Below are 23,325 nucleotides of genomic sequence, written 5' to 3' on the forward strand. Positions count from 1 at the left end.
CCTTGAATTTGGAATGATGATTTCTTCTGAAATCTGAAATCTGAAATCTAAAATCTAAAAAAAATTATGTCAAATAAAAATAAATCAAGTAGATTTAATAAAATAACCATCGGTCTAGCTTCACCGGAGTCTATTTTACAAGATTCAAGAGGGGAGGTTTTAAAGCCGGAAACTATTAACTACAGAACTCACAAGCCTGAAAGAGACGGGCTATTTTGTGAGAAAATCTTTGGTCCTGTAAAGGATTACGAATGTGCTTGTGGTAAATACAAGAGAATTCGTTACAAAGGGATCGTTTGTGACCGTTGTGGAGTAGAAGTTACTGAGAAAAAAGTAAGAAGAGAGAGAATAGGGCACATTAACCTTGTAGTTCCAATTGCACACATCTGGTATTTCCGTTCATTACCAAACAAAATCGGATACCTTTTAGGAATTCCTTCTAAGAAATTAGATATGATCATCTACTACGAAAGATATGTAGTGATTCAGCAGGGTATTGCTAAAAAATTAGACGGTTCTGATTTTGAAAATATGGAATTCCTTACAGAAGAAGAGTACCTTGACATCATGGAAACTCTTCCTGTAGAAAACCAGTATCTTGATGATTCTGATCCAAACAAATTCATCGCCAGAATGGGTGCTGAAGCTGTAGAAGATCTATTAAAAAGAATTGATCTTGATGCATTGTCTTTCGACTTGAGACACAAAGCTCACAACGAAGGTTCAAAACAAAGAAGAACAGAAGCTCTTAAGAGATTAAACGTTGTAGAAGCATTAAGAGGTGCTAATACAAGAATGATCAACAGACCAGAGTGGATGATCATGCGTGTACTTCCTGTTATCCCACCAGAACTAAGACCATTGGTTCCATTGGATGGAGGACGTTTCGCTACTTCTGACTTGAATGACCTTTATAGAAGAGTTATCATCAGAAATAACCGTTTGAAGAGATTATTGGAGATCAAAGCTCCTGAAGTAATCTTGAGAAACGAGAAGCGTATGCTTCAGGAATCAGTAGATTCATTATTCGATAACACAAGAAAATCTTCTGCAGTAAAATCTGAATCAAACAGACCATTGAAATCACTTTCTGATTCATTGAAAGGTAAGCAGGGTCGTTTCCGTCAGAACTTACTAGGAAAAAGGGTTGACTACTCTGCGCGTTCGGTAATTGTTGTAGGTCCAAACTTACAGCTTCACGAATGTGGTATTCCTAAAGATATGGCAGCTGAACTTTACAAACCGTTCATCATTAGAAAACTAATTGAAAGAGGTATTGTAAAAACAGTAAAATCTGCAAAGAGAATTATCGACAGAAAAGAACCGGTAGTTTATGATATCCTTGAAAACGTGATGAAAGGTCACCCTGTTCTATTGAACAGAGCACCTACGCTTCACAGACTGGGTATTCAGGCTTTCCAACCTAAGATGATCGAAGGTAAGGCAATCCAGCTACACCCGTTAGTAACTACGGCCTTCAATGCCGATTTCGATGGTGACCAGATGGCGGTACACTTGCCACTAGGACCAGAAGCGATCCTTGAAGCTCAGTTATTGATGTTAGGTTCTCAAAACATCTTGAACCCTGCAAACGGTTCTCCAATTACAGTACCATCTCAGGACATGGTTCTTGGTCTTTATTTCATGACTAAAGAATTAAACTCTACGGAGACGATGAAAGTAAAAGGAGAAGGTCTTGCATTCTATTCTCCTGAAGAAGCAGAAATTGCTTACGCTGAAGGTAGAGTATCTTTAAATGCTAAAGTAAGATGTAGACTACCTATCAAAGAAGATGGAAAAATCGTTACAAGATTAATCGAAACTTCTGTAGGTAGAATCCTGTTCAACCAGATTGTACCTAAGCAGGTAGGATATATCAATGAACTTCTTACGAAGAAATCATTGAGAAATGTTATCGGTAAGATCCTTGCTGATACAGATTTCCCTACAACTGTGAAGTTCCTTGATGCAATGAAAGACCTAGGGTATTCAAACGCATTCAAAGGTGGTCTTTCTTTCTCACTTGGGGATATTGTAGTTCCTGTTGAGAAAAAACAGATGATTGCACAATCAATTGAAACTGTAGACGAAATTAGAGCCAACTATAACATGGGTCTGATTACCGATACAGAACGTTATAACCAGGTAATCGACGTTTGGACAAATACCAACGCTGGGTTAACTGAAATGATCATGAGCAGAATGAAAACTGACCAAGGTGGTTTCAACTCTGTATATATGATGCTTGACTCTGGAGCGAGGGGTTCTAAAGAACAGATCCGTCAGTTATCAGGGATGAGAGGTTTGATGGCAAAACCGCAGAAAGCCGGTTCTACCGGAGCGGAGATCATCGAAAACCCGATCCTTGCCAACTTTAAGGAAGGTCTTTCGATTCTAGAGTACTTTATCTCTACCCACGGTGCTCGTAAGGGTCTTGCGGATACCGCTCTTAAGACAGCCGATGCCGGTTACTTAACGAGAAGATTGGTAGACGTTGCACAGGACGTTATCGTTACAGAAGACGACTGTGGAACATTGAGAGGTACAGAAGTTACTGCACTTAAGAAAAATGACGAGATTGTTGAAAGAATCTCTGAAAGAATCTTAGGTAGAGTATCCCTTCATAATATTTACGATCCTGAAACTGACGAGCTTATCGCAAGTGCAGATCAGGTGATCATTGAATCTTTGGCGAAGAGAATCGAAGAAGCAGGATTAGAAGCTGTGGAGGTTCGTTCACCATTAACTTGTGAAGCTAAGAAAGGTATCTGTGCGAAATGTTACGGTAGAAACTTAGCAACAGGTAAAGTGATCCATATGGGTGAAGCGGTAGGTGTAATTGCAGCACAATCCATTGGGGAGCCAGGTACTCAGCTTACGTTGAGAACCTTCCACCAAGGGGGTACTGCAGGTAACGTATCAGAAAACCCATCTATCGTTGCAAGAAGAGATGGTATCGTAGAAATGGATGAAGTAAGAACCATTACTTCTGAAGATGAAAACGGTAATACAGCTGAGGTTGTAGTTTCCCGTTCAACAGAATTCAGATTAGTTGCTGATAATGAGTCAAGAACTCCATTAATGGTAGCTAACGTACCTTACGGATCTATATTATCTGTAAAACCAGGTGATAAAGTGAAGAAAGGTGATACAATCTGTAGATGGGATCCGTATAACGCGGTTATCATTGCTGAAACTTCAGGTAAGGTAGAATACGAGGATATCATCCAGGGTATTTCATTCCAGCTTGAAATTGACGAACAAACAGGATTCGAAGAGAAAGTAATCTCTGAATCCAGAAATAAGAAAGCCGTACCTACCCTGAAAGTGGTAGACTCTAAAGGAGTTGAGCAAAAAGCTTACAACTTACCGGTAGGAGCCCACTTAATGGTAAACGATGGTGAAAAAATTAAGGCTGGTAAAGTCTTAATCAAGATCCCAAGAAAATCTGCAAAAGCAGGGGATATCACCGGAGGTCTTCCGAGAGTTACCGAATTATTCGAAGCAAGAAACCCTTCAAACCCAGCGGTTGTTACTGAAATCGACGGGGTAGTTTCTTACGGAAAAATCAAGAGAGGTAACCGTGAACTTATTGTTGAGGCTAAAACTGGAGAAAGAAAAATTTACTTGGTAAAACTTTCTAACCAGATTCTTGTTCAGGAGAATGACTTCGTAAGAGCTGGTTCCCCACTTTCTGACGGTTCTATCACACCGGAAGATATCTTAAGAATTAAAGGCCCAACAGCCGTTCAGGAATACTTAGTAAATGAGATTCAGGAAGTTTACCGTCTACAGGGGGTAAAAATCGACGACAAGCACTTCGAAATTATCGTAAGACAGATGATGACGAAAGTATCTATCGTAGATGGAGGTGATACTCAGTTCCTTGAAGGAGCTCTTGAGCACAAGTATGATTTCTTGGAAGAAAACAACAGAGTATTTGGTCTTAAAGTAGTAGTAGATGCTGGTGATTCTAAAGAATTCAAACCAGGTCAGATGATTACTGCAAGAGAATTAAGAGATGAAAACTCTAAGTTGAAGCGTGAAGATTTAGCATTGGTAGAAGTAAGAGAAGCTCTTCCTGCTACTGCAACTCCTGTACTGCAAGGTATTACAAGAGCTGCCCTTCAGACTAAGTCATTCATGTCTGCAGCATCATTCCAGGAAACAACTAAAGTTCTTAACGAAGCAGCAGTTGCTGGTAAGATAGACGATCTTAACGGTCTTAAAGAAAATGTAATTGTAGGACACAGAATCCCTGCAGGTACAGGTCTTAAAGAGTATCAGAACGTTATTGTAGGTTCTAAGAAAGAATTCGAAGACCTTAACTAAAATTAATGATTTGAAATTTGGGATTTGAAATTATTTTTATATTTTCACAATCTCAAATTTCGAATTTTAAAAACATAATTTATAACAATGGACAACAATCAAAATCCACAAGACGGAAACATCAACATCGAATTAAACGAAATGGTAGCTGCTGGTATCTATGCTAACCTAGCTTTAGTAAACCACTCTCCATCTGAATTTGTAGTAGACTTTATTCAGTTGATGCCAGGTGTTCAGCAGGCTAAAGTAAGATCAAGAGTAATTCTTGCTCCACTTCACGCTAAAAGAGTATTAAGCGCTCTTCAACAGAACATCGCTAACTACGAGCAGCAGTTCGGAGAAATAAAAGAAGTTGAGCCTTTCGTATTAGGAGGAAACAACGTTCAAGCGTAAGATTTCTTTTACATAAAATAAAGGATACCCTGGTTTTTACCGGGGTATTTTTTGTTACCTGCTTTTGCATATAATTCACTAATCAGTTTCTTTTTTTCTTTTTTTATATTTTTCGCAATTTTATTTAAAAAACATATTAAAAAAACACAAATTATTCAATTTAATGTATAATGTTAATTTTTGCTATAAATTATTGATAATTAATTTAAATTGGTTAAATAATTAATTTTCTTTATTAAATTTGTAAAAAATTGAATGAAATGAAAATCTACCCTATTGCAGCGGTTCTACTCTGTATGAATGTGTATGCACAAAAGCAAAATACACTTAAGGACAATCAAAAACACCTGCAGGAACTTTATGCTAAATACGACAAAAACCTTAAAAAGGCTCATAAAATTGCAAAAGCAGCAGGAATACCTCCTAATTTATACAATGAAGAGGATTACAAAAGAACAATGGATCCTGTAACAGGGAGAACCAACTTTGAAGGACTGGCAAAGGTAAATGAGGACATCTTAACAGGTAAATATCAGCCTTCACAACCTATGTCTTTTATTTCTAATCACAATACCTCTACTACGGGCAAAATAGTAGACGAGCCCTGGATTGAAAGAGGACCATATAGTGTAGGAGGAAGAACAAGAGCAATTATGTATGACCCAAATGATCCTACAGGGAAAAGAGTTTTTGCAGGAAGCGTTTCAGGAGGGCTTTGGGTAAATCAGGACCCTTCAGTGGCAGCCAATGAATGGCAACCATTAAGTACATTCTGGGCCAATACCTCTGTTTCAAGTATTACGTATGACCCCAATAATCCACAAATTTTTTATGTAGGAACAGGAGAAGCACCAACCGGTGATGCAGTAGGATCAGGAATATGGAAATCAACGAACGGAGGAACCACCTGGACGCAGATTTTCACCATTCCAGTAACTTATTCTTCTTCTGGAGTAAGAAATGGTAATTTCTATATCAATGATATTAAAGTAAGGAATAATAACGGCGTTTCAGAAGTATATGCCGGAGTAAGTGGTGCTTATGTAGGAATTTCGTTTAATGACGGATGGCAGGGATTAAGCCAGGCTGGATTGTACAAGTCTACAGATGGTGGAACAACATTTACAAAAAATAACAGCTTATTAGCTCTTAATACAACTACTGGCGTGACCAGCACAACAGGATATTCTATTCAACAGATAGAAATTGGAGCAGACAATGCAGTATGGGTTTCTACCAGATCTTCCAGATTCTCCAATATAGATTCCGGAGGACGAATTTTTAAATCCACAGACGGAAATACTTTTAATCAGGTATATAATGTAGGAAGCAGTGGCTCGAGAGTTAACTTTACTCTTTCAAGAACAGATGCCAACAAAATATATGCATTTATGCAAGGTGCATCTTCTGCAGAACCTATCAGAATAGCAAAATCTGCAGATGGCGGAACAACTTGGCAGGCAACAAATGACGCTGCGCCTGTTTTGTCGCTGCCTACTGCAACCGATACTAGTATTCCTGCTAATGACTTTACAAGAGGACAATCTTTTTATGACCTGATCATTGCAACAGATCCTCTGGATGATAATACCTTGTATATAGGTGGTATTGATCTGCATAAATCTACCAATGGAGGAACAAGCTGGACACAGATCTCAAAGTGGTCCAATAATAATAACATGGCAGCCCTACAGGTTTCACAGGTACATGCTGACCAGCATGAAATTGTATTCAATCCTTATAATAATTATGCAACAGGGCAAATGATGTTTGGTAATGATGGAGGAATCTATTATGCTGCCAATAAAGCTAATGTCGGAGCTGTTGGTGGGCTAGCCTCCAGAAATACCAGATACAATGTAACGCAGTTTTATTCTGCCATGCTGAACCCCACAAAAACACCGGCAGATGAAGAACTATTAGCAGGAGCACAGGATAATGGCTCATGGTGGCTGTATGGAGTACCACAGGCTAATAATTTCCTTACTAGCCAATCGGCTACAGGTGGTGACGGGATGTATACAGAATATGATGATCAGGATAACTACGAAATTGCAAGTTATACAAACAATAACCACTATTTATTGACAAATAACGTATATAACCTTATTACTACCAGTGCTAACAGAAGTTTAGGGCACTTTGTGAACGAAATAGCGCTGGACAGAATAAATGATGTCTTCTATTCTTACCGTTCCGGTCTTACCTTTTTCAGAACAAGTGGACTTTCTGCATCAGCAACATCTTTTACCAATAATGTGGTGACAGTAGGAACCGCACAAACAAATGAGCAGATTTCATGGATGAAAGTATCTCCTTATACAACCGCTTCTACAACACTTTTTGTAGGAACCAACCTGGGGAGAATATTTAAAGTAACAAATGCCAACACTACTGGATATGCAGCTACCTTGTTGACCTCACCCATAACAGGAACTGTTTCTGACATAGAATTTGGCGCCAACGAAAATGAAATTATCGTAACCTTATCCAATTATAACCTTACCAGTGTTTTCTACTCTACAGACGGAGGAACTACATGGCAGAACAAAGAAGGGAACCTTCCTGATATGCCTGTAAGAACTGTATTAAGGAATCCCGACAATCCAAATGAAGTAATACTAGGAACAGAAATGGGAGTTTGGGGAACAACTAATTTCCTTGCAACAACTCCGGAATGGGCTTCAGTAACAGGAAATATAGGAAATGTAAGAATTACCAACTTAGATTACAGACCTGTTACCAAAACAGTTTTGGTTTCTACATATGGTAGAGGAGCATGGACAACCCAGAATACACTACCTGCTTTATCAACAGCTGAAACCAAATCAAGAAAAAACATGAACATTATATATCCGAATCCTTCAAAAGGAATTTCTCATCTGAGATTTGATACTGCTAAATACAGCAGTGTGGATATAAGCATAGTGGATGGCTCAGGAAGATTAGTATACAGTAAGAAAAATGTAAAGTCTGATGAAGAATTCGGACAAAAACTTGTTCCTGGAAATTATATTTTGAAGGCGGAGTTTAAAGGTGAAATCGTATATAGTGGTAACTTCCTTGTGTTAGGACGTACGGGAGGTGATGATGATTAGAAAATGAATAATCAATTGTATTTAATATTATTTTGGATGCTGGCTTCCTGCGGGATGCCGGTATCCTCTTTATATCAGGATAAGAAAGTATCTGTGATCTCTGCTGAAAAATCAGAATGGATAGGAGGAAGAGCAGGAGTAAGAGGAGCTGTATATATTGTTAAACTGAAGAAGAACAATAACAGTGTCATCACTGTAAAAGCTTTTAGAGCGGAAGGAAATACCATTCCGTTTGTACAGAATAATTCAGGCAGTACGATCATAATAAGAGGAAATCTTCCTTACAAAAATGGTGTAGATACAAAGACTGCTGATCAAATGCAGGCTGGAGTACCTGTAGAAAATTCTGTTCCGCAAAAATTAAATCCAAAAGACAATTGGATAGAGTATACTGTCCAGGGATCTCAGGTACCGTATAAAATTAATATTTCAAAATTTACCTTTGTGGTGTCTTCAGAAGAACCTGCCCCTTAAATTTTTCCATTTTTTGAACAAAAAACTACTTTTTATTTTTCTATGTATTCCGGTAATCATATTATTCAGTAATGTGATGTATTCTGTAGTTGCTCATGTTAAAAAAGAATTATATAAGAAGACGCAATACTGTATTGCGCAAAATCATTTCAGAAAGTACGAAACCATATGTTTTACTGAAAGAGACCTGGCAGAAGCAGAATGGAAAGAAGTAAATGAATTTAGCCTTCACGGAGCTTCTTATGACATTATCAAAATAAGTATGGTTAATGGTGAAAAATATTTCTTTTGTTATGTTGATAAAAAAGATATTATCATCAATTCTTTGTTGAGCTTTTCGAAAAAATTTGCATTCAAAAAAAAATACTTAAAACTACAGATTGATCTTCCCGGTCACAACAAAAATATACTTAAGATACCAGGTTCCTTTGCCGTTTTTGATAAAAAAGAATTCAGTTTTTTTTCAAATCATTTCTTGGAAACCATTTCAAAATATTATAATCAACAGAAAAACACTCATTATTTAGCCATTATTTTTCCTCCACCGGAAATGAGCTTTGCGATAAAAAGAATATAATATTAATGGTAAAAAAAATAAATAATGAAAAAATATATATGCATTGCAGCTTTGCTAGGCTGTACTATTGCACATGCTCAGCAGACACAGGAAGGATCAATTGATGAGGTGAATATCCTTGGCAGAAAAAAAATTAAACAGGAACGGGCAGAATTCAAAAGGCATGCACAATCTGTAGAAACTCTTTCTGAAGAAGATCTTAATAGAAATAACCCTGCGGCAATAGATCAGACGTTATCTACCATGCCAGGACTTCAGGTGGATAAACGAACAAATTTCGGAGGGCAGAGACTTGTACTGAGAGGATACGGGAATGATCAGAAATTTAATAATTGGGGAGTAAAAGCGTATTGGAATAATATACCTTTAACAAACGCTGAAGGGATTACTGTACTGGATGATGTGGATTTTGCTTATGTAACCAATGTTGAGGTAATCAAAGGTCCAGGAGCTACTATGTACGGTGGAGGTGTAGGTGGAGCAGTCCGCTTTTATACCCGTCCGGATTTTACAAAAGGAGCATCGGTTTCAGAAAATGCGATGTTTGGGGCTTTCAAAACCTTCCAGTCCAGAACACAGTTGAATGTTGCAGATGATAATTATTCGATAAGCGCAGCGTATGGACATCTTGAAACAGACGGATACAGGCCTAATGGAGGAGGACTGAAAAATTTCTTCAATGTAAATGGTACCGTGAAATTAAGCAAAAAAGATCAATTAAGTTTCTTTGCAAGCCAGGCTTACTCGTACGAGCACACTTCAGGACAAATTTCATATGACGATTATTATGCAGGCATAGATAACGGAAACCCAGCATATATCCGTAAAAATTCAGGAACAAAAATAAAATCAACAAGAGTAGGATTGAGTAATACAGTAAGTCTTACTTCAAACCTAAGAAACTATACAACCCTGTTTTATTACAATGCAAATACAGAAAGTGTTTCAGCAGGAGCTTATGGAATTACAAGTTCTCCGAATGTAGGGTTGCGTTCCACTTTTACCTTAAAGAACGAGTTTAATGATTTTGAAAACCGATTGGATTTTGGAGCAGAAATACAAAACTCTGTTTCTACTACTTCAAGTTACAGGTTTACAGGCTCAGAAACAGAACCTTTACAAACAACAGGCATGAACGGTGCCTCATATTTTAAATATAATAATAATCAATCCACCTATTTTGTGATCGATTATCTTACTTATAAACCTTGGGGACTTACATTATTAGCCGGAATAAGTGGTAACAGAACCAACTATGACAGGAAAGATCTTTTTGCTTTGCCAGGATTGGTAGCGGGACGTAAGGACCAGTCTTTCAATAAGAAATATGACATGGCCTATACTCCTCACTTTGCCTTGCAAAAAGAATGGAAGCATCAGATCTTTAATCTAAGCTACAGTGAAGGCTATAATTCTCCTACGGCAGCTTCTTCATTTATTACAGCTACAAATACAACGAATGATGATTTAAAACCTGAACGTGCAAAAATGTTTGATTTCAGTGTACATGGCCTTTTACTGAATACAAAGCTGGATTACCGTATTTCTGCATTCAGAATAGACTATTCCAATAAACTTACACAGCTGCTTTTACCAGGTAATACAAGCGGGCAAACGTACTGGGCTAATACCGGAAGTCAGAAAAATACAGGACTTGAGTTTAGTGTAGGATATCAGTACAGAACAGAGAACTCATTTATTGAGAGAATTGTTCCTTTTGTAAATCTTTCTTATTACGATACAAAATATAAAGATTTTTCAATCTATGATCCTAAATATCAAGATCCTGTTACAGGGAAAACTGTAGGAAAACTAATGGTGTACGACCATAAGACAGTAGTAGGAGTACCAAGAAATAAGTACGCTGTTGGATTGGATATCTTTACCAAACCGGGGTTCTATCTTGTAAATACCTATAATTATCTTGGAAATGTATATTCTGATTTTAATAATACAAATCTCGTAAAAGGATTCGGACTTCTTAATTCCAAGCTAGGATTTAAAAAATCTTTCAATAATTTTGATCTTGATTTATATGTGATGGGAAATAACCTTACCAGTCAGATCAATTATACCTTCCTGTTCTTAGGAAACAGCATCAATGATTCTGATACAGGAAATGGTTATCCCAAAGGAGTAAGTACAGATCTTAATCCGGGACCAGGAAAAGCATATTTCTTTTACGGATTCAATGTTAAGTACAGATTCTAAATTCAAAAGCTTACTCTACAAGCTTGTTTGATAAAATACCTTGGTTTTTGCCAGGGTATTTTTCTTGGATGAATGTAAAGAAAGATGTTAATATGGATTAATTGTTAATTTTATTTAATAAGATGAAAATATGTAGTAACGATATATCAATTTTATATCTTTGTTTAAGAAAAAGCAGAAAATATAAGATATGATTGATAACTCGTTCGCTGTAAGTAAATTTGGTTTTTTAGGTGCTGAATTTTTATCTGAGCTTGAAAAACATGCTGTTGCTATTGATATAAAAGCAAAGACTGAAATCATTAGAGAAGGACAGAAAAATAAATTTGTTCCTTTCTTAATAAAAGGTTCTATCAAGGTTTTTACCCTTAATGATGGAAGAGAACTTATCTACTATTATATTAAACCGAAAGATAGTTGTCTGATGACCTTTTCATCTATTCTGACAGATTATATCAGCAGGGTATATGCCGTTGCAGAAGAAGATTCGGAAGCGATTCTTATTCCCGTTTCTATTATGCACGAATGGCTTACCAGATTTCCGGAGATTAATAAACTCTTTTACCATGAATATGACCGAAGATTTTCAGAAGTGATGAACATGGTGAATGATGCTGTTTTCCACAGGCTGGATAAGAGGGTTCTGAACTATATTAAACAACAGATTTCATCCACAGGAAACAATCCTATTAAGATTACACATCGTGAAATTGCCAATAGTTTGGGAACTTCCAGAGAAGTGGTGAGCAGAGTTTTGAAAAAAATTGAAAGCGAAGGTGAAATTGTTCAGACTAAAGAAGGAATAAAAGTTCCTGTAAATGAAAATGTTAGAATTGTCTAATTTCAATTGTTTGAAAAGTTTATTTCTGTCATTGATAAAAACAATTTGACTGGTGACTTTTATCACCTATTTTTGAATTGAGAACTCAATAAGTTTGTTGTATCATAATTTAATTCAAATTGTATATGACAAAAACTCTCTTATTTTTGTCAATGTTTTCTTCAGGTCTTGTCTTTGCACAGGAAGATCTGCTGAAAGATATTGACACTGTTAAAACCAATACAGAAACCTCACAACCGGCCTTCAAGGCCCTTCAGATTGTAACAGGACAATCTACGAAACTAGCCGCCAAAAAAGAATGGTACATGATTGTTGCCCACAGATTTGGTGACATAAGTGCAGGATTTAAAGATTTCTTCGGACTGGATAATGCCTCAACCAAATTAGGTGCTATCTATGGTATTTCAGATGCTGTTTCGGTAAGCCTGTCCAGAGAAACAAATATGAAAACCTTTGAAGGAGCAGTGAAGTACAGGCTGGTAAAACAAAGTGAAAACTTTCCGGTGGATATTGTGGGGTATAATGTAATAGGGGCTAATACTGAACTGGATAAAGATACTTATCCACACCTTAAATTCAGTGACAGGCTTTCTTATCTTACCCAGGCATTGATCTCAAGAAGATTCAGTGATAAGCTTTCCGTACAGCTTACGCCTTCCTTTGTTCATAAAAACCTTTACGAACCGACCATTGAAAACAAAAATCAGTTTCTGGCAGGTTTGGGAGGACGCTATAAAATCTCAAAAAGAGTTTCTTTAAATGCAGAATACTTTGTGAATTTTGACGATCACAGTTTTTATAAAAACCCTTTATCATTGGGCGTAGATATAGAAACAGGAGGACACGTGTTCCAGCTTTTACTCACAAACTCCCAGATAAATTCAGATATCGGATATCTTACCAATGCCACAGGAGCATGGGGAAAGGGACATATTTTCTTTGGGTTTAATCTTTATAGAGTTTTTTAATATGAAAAAGCTAACATCCTTATTGATATTGTCGTCAGCAATCATACTGACGGCTTGTGACAGCAGAACGTATGAAGAGATTTCTGATAACACACCGATAACGGCATCTGTAAAATATACAGCAGATGTAAAACCCATTATGGATAACAGCTGCGCAGGCTGTCATTCTGCAGGAAGTTTTAAACCTTTGGTTACATATGATCAGGTAAAAAATAATATTGACGGAATTCTGGATCGTATCCAGAGACCTAATGGTGATCCGGAGAAAATGCCAAAGGGAGGATCTATGTCCGCAGCTCAAATCAATATGTTTATCAAATGGAAAGCTGACGGACTAAATGAAAATTAAAAAAAATGATATGAAAAAATTAGCATTATTAAGCGTATTACTTCTTTCTGCAGGGTACGCTTCAGCACAAAAATATAGCTCCAAAACAGGGAAAGTAACTTTTGAAGCTTCGGTACCACTGTTTGATGATATTTTTGCTCAGGATGACAACAATGTTGTCATTCTCAATGCAGACAATGGTGAAATGGCGTCAGTTTCAAATGTCAAAAACTTTCATTTTAAAACAAAATTAATGGAAGAGCATTTCAATGAAAGCTATGCTGAATCTGCAAAATATCCGAAAACCACTTTCAAAGGAAAGATTGTCAACTTTGATAAAACAAAGCTTACCACAAGTCCTCAGAAATATACGGTGCAGGGAACATTAAACTTTCATGGAGTAGATAAAGCCGTTACCTCTGCTGCCACTTTATATGCCAAAGACGGTAAAATCTATATGCAGGGAGGTTTTGTAGCAAGACCTGTAGATTATAAAGTGACTATTCCCAAAATGGTTACCAAGAAAGTGGCTGAAAATGTCAATATTGAATACAACTATGTAATGATAAAACAATGAGACATTTCATCTTAATATTAGGACTGTTCCTGAGTTCAGTAGTATCTGCTCAGGAAAAAGCGAAATCAATATTTGATATTGCAAGAAATGGGACTGTAACTGAAGTACAGGAGTTGATGAAGCAAAATCCGGATGTGATTAATCAGACCAATGAACACGGATTTTCACCCCTTATTCTGGCCTGTTACAGAGGAAATACAGACGTTGCCGATTTTCTGATTGAAAATGTAAAAGATGTCAATTACAAAAGCCGTGAAGGAACGGCATTGGCAGGTCTTGCGATTAAATACAACAAAGACCTTGTAGAACATCTGCTTAAGAAAAAAGCAGATCCCAATATTGCAGATGAAACAGGATACACCCCTTTATTCTGGGCTGTAAAATCCGGAAATAAAGATTTGGTAGAACAGCTGCTGAAATATAAAGCAGATAAAACAAAGAAAGATTCAATGGGAATGACCCCTTTCGAATATGCATTACAAACCAATAACAAGGAAATTATTAATCTTTTAAAAAATTGATATGAAAAAAACTCTACTAGCGCTAAGCGTACTTCTTGCCAATTTCGCATTGGCACAGTTTTCGTCAGGAACGGTAAACTTACCGGCAACTTCCATGACGGTGAAATTAGATACAACTCCTTCAGGAGTAACGATTACGGTAACAGGTGACAGCAACTCTATGATGGGAATAGGTTTTGGAACTACCGGGATGGCTGCTGGATCAGACGGATTTATTTATAACTCTTCTGCCAATAGAGACTATTCGTTCAGTAATGTTCCTAATGCACCTTCGGCCGATGCATCTCAGGACTGGACAGAAACTTCGAACACTGTATCCGGATCTACAAGAACTGTAGTGGCAACAAGGTCACTTACAGGTGGAGCAGGAGATTTTGCCATTGCCAATGCTGCCGGAACCATCAATATTTTCTATTCCCGTAAAAGTGGAGGAACTTCTTTAGGATACCATGATGCAGGAAGAGGATATGCAACATTGACGATGACAGCTGCCTCTTTATCTACCAGTGAAATTACAGCCAATAGCAATAAGGTAAATCTATATCCTAATCCGGCAAAATCAACCGTTAATTTCAAAAATTCTGACAAAATAAAATCCGTTGATATCTACGAAGCAACGGGCAGAAAAGTACTGTCAGTAAAACCGGATGGAGAAAGCATCAGTATTGAAAATCTGAAATCAGGAAGTTACTATCTTGAAATTCAGCTTAAAGACGGAAGTACATCTTATGAAAAACTGATCAAAGAGTAATTTTTCAGAAAAAACACACCTAAATATTTTTTTAAAACGGATACCTCTGATTTTTCAGGGGTATCATTTTTTTCTTAAAGTCCCAATTTCAGGTAGTTTGCTTTAAAATTCATATATTTGTGTAGATACTGATTCTTAATAAAGGAAAATTTTTTGACCTTATAATTTTTACGACCCTATGGAATTCAAAACCTTAGCAGATATCACAATAGATGAACTTTTATCCGTATTCAATTACTCATTTTCTGATTATGTTGTTCCTTTTCACTTGACAAAAGAAGTGCTTGTTTCAAAAATCGCAGCAGAAAAATTAGATCTTAGTTTATCTGCCGGAGCATTTGAAGATGGGAAACTGGTTGGCTTTATCCTTCAGTCCGAAAAAATTGAAAACGGGGAGAAAATTATTTACAATGGTGGTACAGGAGTAGTTCCGGAAAGCAGAGGTAAAGGCTTGGTAAGAAAAATGTACGATTTTATCATTCCTGTTTTAAAGGATAGAAATGCCAATACCTTACTGCTTGAAGTAATCGAAGGAAATCAGCCTGCTATCAGGGCTTATGAAAATTTAGGTTTTACAATTGTCAGAAGACTGCTTTGCTTTAATGGGAATATTAAACAGGAAAAAGGAAATACTGAAGTATCCATACGAGATTTGAAAGACTTTCAATGGGAGTTGTTATGTTCTTTCTGGGATATTGAACCTTCATGGCAGGGATCTGTTTACGTATTGGAACCGATGCCTGAAAATTATGTGACTTTAGGGGCTTATGAAGGGGAAAAGCTCGTCGGATATATTGTTTATGGTCCTGTATCGAAAAAAGTATATCAGTTTGCTGTAGATAAGAATTACAGAAATAAGGGAATTGGTACAAAGCTCTTTAATGCTATCAGAGAAAAAAATCACGGGCAGGCGATAGCGTTAAACAATGTGGATGATTCTTCAGAAAGTACAGATAAGTTTCTTAGCGAAAAAATAGGACTGAACAACTGGCTGTCACAATTTGAAATGAAAAGGTATATTTAACAGCGATTAATTTTGATTCAAACAAAATAAGAGGTTTTAATATACTTTTAATCTCTTAAACTTTTCAGGGAGAAGGATAGGATGTAACTTTGCCGAAAATTTTTAAAATAATGAAGCGAGGAATCCATTTTTTACTGCTGCTCATTTCCTTTACGGCTTTTGCCCAGCAGGCCAATATTGATACTGCCCAGGTTGTAATACCAGGAAGACAAAACAGTACTGAAGCACAGTCGAAACCTTATGTGATTATGATATCAACGGATGGTTTCCGTTATGATTATGCTAAGAAATATAATGCTGAAAATCTTTTAAAACTGGCTAATGGCGGTGTAAAGGCTGAAGCAATGATTCCAAGCTATCCAAGTATTACTTTCCCCAACCACTGGAGTCTTATCACAGGGCTTTATCCTTCTCATCATGGTTTGATTGATAACTTTTTCTACGATTACAAGAGAAAAGAAGGCTATGCGATGAGCAGTAAGAAAAATGCTGAGGACGGAAGCTGGTATGGAGGAACTCCGCTTTGGGGGCTTGCTGAAAAACAGGGAATGGTGTCGGCCTCTTTAATGTGGGTAGGATCTGCGAGTGACGCCGGAGGAATGCGACCTACTTATTATTATCCTTATCACGAAAAATTTACCCCTTCAGAAAAAGTAGAAAAAGTAGTCAACTGGCTGAAATTACCGGAAGATAAAAGACCACACTTCATTTCATTATATTTCCCGGAAGTAGATGGAAGCGGACATCATTATGGTCCGGATACCAAAGAAACGGAAACTGCTGTTCATCTTATAGATCAGGCTATTGGTGATCTTGTTCAGAAAGTAAATGGTTTAGGATTAAAAAATGTCAACTTTGTTTTTGTTTCCGATCACGGAATGATTAAAGTAGATGGAGGTACACCGTTGGAAATTCCGGCTCTTCTTGTTGATAAAAACAGATTTGATTTTTACAATTCTCAGACTTTGTTAAGAGTTTATGTTAAAAACCCTGATGAGGTAAAAGCGGTTTATAAACAACTGAAAGCCAATAAAACATACGACTACGAAGTATATCTTGATAAAAAACTTCCCAGATACCTGCATTTCGCTACAAGAGATGACCAGTACAACAGAATAGGGCAGATTCTTCTGATTCCGAAAGCACCAAAGATTTTCCTGGAAAAAGGTAAGAAAACATCAGTGGGGAAACATGGTTATAATCCTAAAGTGGTACCGGAAATGAAAGCTACTTTTTTTGCCTGGGGACCGGAATTTAAAAACAATCTGGTGATTGATGAATTTGCGAATATCAATGTTTATCCTTTGGTGGCTGAGGTTTTAGGATTAAAAATTGATCAGCCTATTGACGGGAAACTGAAAGTTTTAAAAAGAACTTTAAAAAAGAAAAAATAGTATTGATTTAAAGATATTATAAAACAAGATTCGGCGCACCTTTGGTGCGCCGAATCTTGTTTTATAAATTGACATAGGAATTAAAAGCGTTAAAAAAATAAGTTTTGTGAGCGTTAAGAAAATTCTACTGTTTGAAGCGCGGGAATTAAATTCGATACTAAATTAATAGTGAAACCGCGCGAGTTTAGAATTTTTAGAGAACAAAAATTATTTTTAGCATTTTAATTCCAGTCTTGAACTTTTGTTTCTTTTGTTTCAAGACAAAAGAAATTAAAATTGAGAAGCAAACTCCTTTGCAAAATCTTCTAATTTAACACTTCCTGTAACCGGGGAACCATGATCAATAAAATCTTTCTGTACAACACCGGTTCTTATTCCTCTTCCCATTTCAACATACAAATTAGCCATATCTTCAGGTAATCCCGCCTGAAGCATTCCGTTTAAAGAATCTTCATCAGAGAATTCTACCCATGGAAGTTCAGGTTTATTAACAGATGTTCCCAGAACCTTTGCAAAGTCAGAAGCTTTTCTTACATCACTTACAATATATCTGATGTTGTTAGCTTTTTCATCTTTTACCAATTCTTCAGCGGCAGCGTTGGCGATATCATTGGGATGTACTACAGGTACTTCAATATCTGCAGGATAATTTCCTCCAATGATTCCTGCATTTTGAATCAAAGGAATATCATTGAAAAAATTATTGTAAAAATATCCGGCTCTTAAAAAAGTAAAAGAAGTGTTTTCTACTTCATTGTATATTTTTTCAATATTGTGAAGACCCGCAATAGGACCGTTTTCTACCGGAGATTCTGCACCTACACTGCTTAACATGACGGCTCTTTTTACATTCGTATTTTTCAAAGCTTCAGCATAATTTTTTCCTGCATTGGTCGTGTTTTCCACAATTTTATCCGGGCTGATCGCTGGAGGGGTCATCACAAAAACTGCATCCGCTCCATCAAATGTTTGCGTTAAAAAATCAACGTCTGTGATAGACCCAATGGCCGGAGTTGCACCCAGAGATTCAATATCCTGTTTTCTGGCATCGCTGCTGCTTACTATGGTAATATTGTGCCCGTCGGCAATTAACTTTTGTGCTAATGGTTTAGCTACATTTCCTAGTGATCCTGTGATTATAATTTTCATATGTAAATATTTTTTATTTCTGAGAACAAAGTTATATTTGTACTTACTTTTATACAAGTACTTACCCTAAAGTATGTAGATATGACAGCGATTAAAGAAAGTTCAACCATTCAGGAGAATAAAAAAACAGTGCAGGATTGTCCTGTAATGTACGTTATGGAAAGAATTGGAGGATTCTGGAAACCGATTATCCTGTTTAATCTTTCCACAGGAGAAAAAAGATACAGTGAATTGAAAAAAGCAATTCCTGCCGTAACAGAAAAAATGCTTATCCAGCATCTGAAGCAGCTTGAAACAGACGGACTCATTATCAGAACAGCAAAACCTGTAGTGCCACCTCATGTGACCTATAAACTGAGTGAAGCAGGGAATGAACTGGCTCCAGTGATTGATGCAATGGCAGCATGGGCTTTTCAGGATATGGAAAGAAATGATAATAAATGTGCTGAAGGAAACAGATATATAACGAATCAGGATCAAAATGCTTTTAGCCAAAACCTGAAAAAATAAAACAGGCTCTTCAATCTGAAGAACCTGTTTCTGTTACTATTTTATAGAAGAATTATAAAGACTGCATATCAATAACGAAACGGTATTTTACATCGCTTTTAAGCATTCTTTCATATGCATTGTTGATATCCTGCATTTTAATCAGCTCGATATCAGATACGATATTATGTTTTCCACAGAAATCTAACAGTTCCTGGGTTTCTGCAATACCTCCGATCAAAGATCCTGCTACAGAACGGCGTTGGAAGATCATAGGTCTTGTACTTACCTGCGTTTCCTGGAATTCACCAACGAATCCTACAAGAACCAGAGTTCCGTTCAGAGAAAGAGTCTGCATATAAGGATTGATGTCATGTTCGTAAGGTACCGTATCGATGATAAGGTCAAATTTACCTTTTACAGCATCCATTTGGGAATCATCCGTAGAGATTACAACGTGATCTGCTCCAAGTTGTTTCGCATCATCCGTTTTTCCCGGAGTTCTTGAGAATAAAGTAACTTCTGCTCCCAGTCCTTTTGCTAGTTTAATAGCCATATGACCTAAACCGCCTAATCCTACAACGGCTACTTTTGAACCCGGACCAGTGTTCCAGTGTCTTAACGGTGACCATGTGGTAATTCCTGCGCACAGAAGGGGTGCTACTGCTGCCAGATCTAAATTTTCAGGAACACTTAAAACAAAATGTTCATCAACAACTACTTTTTGAGAATATCCTCCAAAAGTATGACCTCCAAGGTGCTTATCTTTTCCGTTATAAGTCCCTGTAAATCCATTCTGGCAATATTGCTCCAGATCGTGCTGACAACTGTCACAATGTCCGCATGAATCCACCATGCATCCTACTGCTGCCAGATCTCCCGCTTTAAATTTGGAAACCTCACTTCCTACTTTGGTAATTCTTCCTACAATTTCATGTCCCGGAACTACAGGATACAAAGATCCACCCCAGTCGTTTCTTGCGGTATGAAGGTCAGAGTGGCATACTCCACAATATAGAATTTCAATCTCTACATCTTTTGCGGTTACCTCTCTTCTTTCAATATTCATTTCTTTCAGATCTGCTGTGGTAGACGCTGCACCATAAGCTTTTACTGTGATTGTACTCATTTTTATATTTAGTTTATTTAGGGTTATAAATTATGATATTCAATATGAACCTATGCTGTTCCTTAACAGAACTCATCTGAAAAAGCTTTTCCCTTTTTGAGGAATGTCCGTATTAAAAGTTTCTATAACGATACAAAAGTCGAAACTTTCCTGTAAACAAAACTTATACAGATTACCGAATTACTTACCAATTTTACAGGCACCATTTCAGTTACAAATGAAAGTGGTAATTTTGAATAGCAATAAAAATATACTTCATGGAAAATCAGGAGGTTGAAATTTATAACACGGTCTCAGAGTATAATAAAATGGCGAATCATGAAACCCTGCATCCGCTGGTAAGTATCATTGATTTTTCCAAGTCTGATCCTATTTGTCAGTATAGAAGAAAATTTGGATTTTATACCGTTTTTCTGAAAGACGTCATGTGTGGTGATATGCAATACGGAAAACACAGCTACGATTATCAGGAAGGAACATTAGTTTTTATTGCTCCCGGCCAGACGTATGGAATTTATAATAAAGACAGATTTGTTCAGCCTGCAGGTTTTGCCCTGATTTTTCATCCGGATTTAATAAAAGGAACCAATCTAGGAAAGAATATGAAAGATTATTCTTTTTTCTCCTATGATGTACATGAAGCCCTTCACCTGTCAGAAAAAGAAAGAGAAGTAGTATTGGATTGCTTTAAAAATATTAAACTGGAACTGGAACAGTCTATTGATAAACACAGTAAATCTTTAATTGTTAATAATATTGAACTCTTTCTGAACTACTGTATGCGTTTCTATGACCGTCAGTTTATTACAAGAGATCATATCAATCAGGGTGTCATAGGTAAATTTGAAAATCTGGTAGATGATTATTTAAAATCTGAAAATCCGAAGAATATAGGTTTTCCTATGGTGAACTATTTTGCGGAAAAGCTAAATCTTTCTGCCAATTATTTCGGAGATCTGATAAAAAAAGAACTGGGAATTTCCGCACAGGAATTTATCCACAATAAACTTATTGATATTGCCAAAGAACAGATTCTGTATCAGGCAAAAACAATCAGTGAAATTTCTTATGATCTGGGCTTTAAATATCCACAGCATTTTACAAGGCTGTTCAAAACCAAAGTAGGAATTTCTCCCAGCGAATATAAAACCCTCAACTAGTTTTTTAACACGAATAACACTAATCTTTTCACCAATGATACCATAATTAATAGTGAATATTTATGTACTCATTTGTGAAATTTGTGTTTAAATAATTAAATTTAAAGAGAAAAGTTTTCACAGTTTTAAGATGACACCAAATCACCAAGACACTACTGTTTTTAATACCAGATTCGGGAGAATTACAGCACTAAATGAACAAGGAATTATAAGGATTAAAAGTATCCGGTACGCCTATTCTGAAAGATTTAAAAAACCAGTCGCCGTAGAAGCTTCTTTATCTTCAATCATTATTTCTCCGGGAAAAACTCCGGTGTGCCCGCAGGCTTTAAGTCCGCTTGTGGAAAAAATGATCGGAGCGACACCTGTTGAAAGTTTTGAAGCAGATGAATCTAACCAGTATCTTTCCATAACCCGGCCGCAAATTATATCTGAAAATGAAAAACTCTCTGTTGTTGTCTGGATCCATGGAGGCTCTCATGAAATAGGCTGTGGAGATCTGGCCACTGCTGATCCTGCAGAATGGGTGAAAGAGCAACATATTATTGTAGTTACCGTTTCCTATCGCTTAGGATTATTTGGTTTTTTAGGTGGTGATGAAAAAAGGCCTGCCAATCTTGGATTGCTGGATATCATTGAAGCCTTAAAGTGGATTAAAAACAATATTGCAGATCTGGGAGGTGATGAAAAAAATATCACCCTTCTCGGGCAGTCTTCGGGAGGTGATGCTATTGCCCATTTAATGATATCAGAAGGAGTGGAGGATTTGTTCCAGCGCTTGATCATCCAGAGTGCTCCATTAGGATTACGTCATAAAAGACAAAAAATGTCTGCAGAATTTCTGAAAAAAACAGAAGTGCTGAAAGAGGAAACCGATGTTTTAAAAATGATGGATGAGTACAAAGCATTTGTGCCTTCCGTAATAAAATACGGTTTGAAAGCTGCGATGCCTTTCGGAACTCAATACGGACATTTTCCTTTGTGTAAAGAAGAAGATTCTGTGGAAATGTGGAAAAAAAATGCTCAGAAATTTGATGTCCTGATTGGTTTAAATAATGATGAAACGGCATTCTATCTTAAAACCTCAGAAGCTTTAAATAAATATTTCGGAAAGGGATTAGGTTTAAAAATCATGGATAAAACGGTTGAAAAAACTACAGCATTGATCTATGGAAATCCGGCAAGACAGTTTGCCCGGAATCTGGCGGATGCCGGTGGAAATGTCTATCTATTCAGAATTCATTCAAAACTGAAAGACAATCATATCGGAGCACCGCATTGTATTGATCTTCCTTTAATTTTCGGGAATGAATCAGCCTGGAAATCTTCCGAATTGCTGAAAGATATTCCATGGAGCCGTATTCATGAAAATGGTAAAAAACTGAGAGCGCTCTGGGCTGAATTTGCCCGCACCGGAAAAACATCAGATACCTCCGAAAGACCGGAAATCCTTGAACTCCGAAAAGTGTAAGTAGAGATCAAGCTCATCTAATCTTAACAAATATCCCAACTGGAGACGTAAGAATTCCGCTCCCTTGGAATGGTGGCAAAAATTCTTTGATCTTTTGCCGGGGTGTTTCATCATATTCTCAAAATTTATCTTTAATAATTAATATTATATATACTTAATCAAGTAGTTGGTATTGAATGTTTATTCATAATTGTGATTTTTAATGTATATTTAATAACTAAACCATAAAAAATAACAATTATGAAAACGTACAAAGAAATCAAAGTAAAAAAATTGAACCGTCAGGAATTAAAGAGTTTAAAAGCCGGAGATTTAAATTGGGGAAAAGTATGCTGTACTTCCAACGAAGATGGACAATGCTGTGAATGGGCTATAGATGTTTGGAATTGTAGATATATTTACTGCTAAATCTTAAAGACCCCTGTCAACGTTCCAAGC

General features: G+C 36.8%; 20 protein-coding genes. 18 read left to right on the plus strand and 2 right to left on the minus strand.

Annotated elements, in window-relative coordinates; genetic code table 11:
* The first annotated feature begins 66 nt into the window (after nt 1-66).
* The 14 genes from rpoC (at nt 67) to A1704_RS20335 (ending at nt 17,489) form a co-directional block, all read left to right on the plus strand.
* Entirely contained in the window at nt 67-4,332 is a 4,266-nt protein-coding gene (gene rpoC / locus A1704_RS20270) for a DNA-directed RNA polymerase subunit beta' (protein WP_062675825.1), read from the plus strand.
* Between the two features lie 87 nt (nt 4,333-4,419).
* A complete protein-coding gene (locus A1704_RS20275) occupies nt 4,420-4,725 on the plus strand; it encodes a DUF3467 domain-containing protein (RefSeq protein WP_027375539.1) in 306 nt (101 codons plus the stop codon).
* Between the two features lie 260 nt (nt 4,726-4,985).
* Nucleotides 4,986-7,823, plus strand: a complete 2,838-nt coding sequence (locus A1704_RS20280; RefSeq protein WP_062675826.1) for a T9SS type A sorting domain-containing protein — start codon at nt 4,986-4,988, stop codon at nt 7,821-7,823.
* Nucleotides 7,824-7,826: 3 nt separating this feature from the next.
* Nucleotides 7,827-8,297 carry a hypothetical protein gene (locus tag A1704_RS20285; protein ID WP_131797549.1) on the plus strand — a complete coding sequence of 157 codons (471 nt, stop codon included), beginning with the start codon at nt 7,827-7,829 and terminating at the stop codon, nt 8,295-8,297.
* Nucleotides 8,298-8,310: 13 nt separating this feature from the next.
* The gene (locus tag A1704_RS20290) at nt 8,311-8,874 is read left to right on the plus strand and encodes a hypothetical protein (protein WP_131797550.1); all 564 of its coding nucleotides are present in this window, start codon (nt 8,311-8,313) and stop codon (nt 8,872-8,874) included.
* Between the two features lie 24 nt (nt 8,875-8,898).
* Nucleotides 8,899-11,085 (plus strand): TonB-dependent receptor, encoded by a 2,187-nt coding sequence (locus A1704_RS20295; protein WP_062675829.1) that lies wholly within the window; start codon nt 8,899-8,901, stop codon nt 11,083-11,085.
* Nucleotides 11,086-11,275: 190 nt separating this feature from the next.
* A complete protein-coding gene (locus A1704_RS20300; protein WP_062675830.1) occupies nt 11,276-11,926 on the plus strand; it encodes a Crp/Fnr family transcriptional regulator in 651 nt (216 codons plus the stop codon).
* Nucleotides 11,927-12,051: 125 nt separating this feature from the next.
* Entirely contained in the window at nt 12,052-12,894 is an 843-nt protein-coding gene (locus A1704_RS20305; protein WP_062675831.1) for a DUF5777 family beta-barrel protein, read from the plus strand.
* A 1-nt stretch (nt 12,895) separates the two neighbouring features.
* Nucleotides 12,896-13,243 carry a hypothetical protein gene (locus A1704_RS20310; protein WP_065119704.1) on the plus strand — a complete coding sequence of 116 codons (348 nt, stop codon included), beginning with the start codon at nt 12,896-12,898 and terminating at the stop codon, nt 13,241-13,243.
* 10 nt (nt 13,244-13,253) lie between these two features.
* Entirely contained in the window at nt 13,254-13,799 is a 546-nt protein-coding gene (locus A1704_RS20315) for a YceI family protein (RefSeq protein WP_062675921.1), read from the plus strand.
* On the plus strand, nt 13,796-14,320 hold the full coding sequence (locus tag A1704_RS20320; RefSeq protein ID WP_062675833.1) for an ankyrin repeat domain-containing protein: 525 nt from the start codon (nt 13,796-13,798) through the stop codon (nt 14,318-14,320). The genes A1704_RS20315 and A1704_RS20320 overlap by 4 nt, the downstream gene beginning before the upstream one ends.
* A 1-nt stretch (nt 14,321) precedes the next feature.
* On the plus strand, nt 14,322-15,071 hold the full coding sequence (locus A1704_RS20325) for a DOMON domain-containing protein (protein WP_062675834.1): 750 nt from the start codon (nt 14,322-14,324) through the stop codon (nt 15,069-15,071).
* Nucleotides 15,072-15,249: 178 nt separating this feature from the next.
* Nucleotides 15,250-16,095: a GNAT family N-acetyltransferase gene (locus tag A1704_RS20330; RefSeq protein WP_062675835.1), complete on the plus strand. Its 846-nt coding sequence runs from the start codon at nt 15,250-15,252 to the stop codon at nt 16,093-16,095.
* A 110-nt stretch (nt 16,096-16,205) separates the two neighbouring features.
* Entirely contained in the window at nt 16,206-17,489 is a 1,284-nt protein-coding gene (locus A1704_RS20335; protein WP_062675836.1) for an alkaline phosphatase family protein, read from the plus strand.
* A gap of 270 nt (nt 17,490-17,759) precedes the next feature.
* Here A1704_RS20335 and A1704_RS20340 read toward each other — a convergent pair whose 3' ends face one another.
* The gene (locus tag A1704_RS20340) at nt 17,760-18,638 is read right to left on the minus strand and encodes an NAD(P)H-binding protein (RefSeq protein WP_062675837.1); all 879 of its coding nucleotides are present in this window, start codon (nt 18,636-18,638) and stop codon (nt 17,760-17,762) included.
* A gap of 81 nt (nt 18,639-18,719) precedes the next feature.
* Between A1704_RS20340 and A1704_RS20345 the strand changes: the two genes are divergently transcribed.
* Complete coding sequence (locus tag A1704_RS20345) at nt 18,720-19,148, plus strand: winged helix-turn-helix transcriptional regulator (protein WP_082798840.1); 429 nt, start codon at nt 18,720-18,722, stop codon at nt 19,146-19,148.
* Nucleotides 19,149-19,200: 52 nt separating this feature from the next.
* Here the strand turns inward: A1704_RS20345 and A1704_RS20350 are convergent, their stop codons facing one another.
* Nucleotides 19,201-20,256, minus strand: coding sequence for an NAD(P)-dependent alcohol dehydrogenase (locus tag A1704_RS20350; RefSeq protein WP_082798841.1), 1,056 nt, complete (start codon nt 20,254-20,256; stop codon nt 19,201-19,203).
* Nucleotides 20,257-20,513: 257 nt separating this feature from the next.
* On the opposite strand from A1704_RS20350, the gene A1704_RS20355 reads away from it, so the two are divergent.
* The 3 genes from A1704_RS20355 to A1704_RS24575 all read left to right on the plus strand — a co-directional run bounded on the left by A1704_RS20355 (nt 20,514) and on the right by A1704_RS24575 (nt 23,295).
* Complete coding sequence (locus A1704_RS20355; protein WP_062675838.1) at nt 20,514-21,416, plus strand: helix-turn-helix domain-containing protein; 903 nt, start codon at nt 20,514-20,516, stop codon at nt 21,414-21,416.
* Between the two features lie 130 nt (nt 21,417-21,546).
* Nucleotides 21,547-22,887: a carboxylesterase family protein gene (locus tag A1704_RS20360; protein ID WP_062675839.1), complete on the plus strand. Its 1,341-nt coding sequence runs from the start codon at nt 21,547-21,549 to the stop codon at nt 22,885-22,887.
* Between the two features lie 240 nt (nt 22,888-23,127).
* Nucleotides 23,128-23,295 carry a hypothetical protein gene (locus A1704_RS24575; protein ID WP_157885789.1) on the plus strand — a complete coding sequence of 56 codons (168 nt, stop codon included), beginning with the start codon at nt 23,128-23,130 and terminating at the stop codon, nt 23,293-23,295.
* The last annotated feature ends 30 nt before the right edge of the window (nt 23,296-23,325 follow it).

Origin of the sequence: Chryseobacterium cucumeris (assembly GCF_001593385.1) — a bacterium.
GTDB lineage: Bacteria > Bacteroidota > Bacteroidia > Flavobacteriales > Weeksellaceae > Chryseobacterium > Chryseobacterium cucumeris.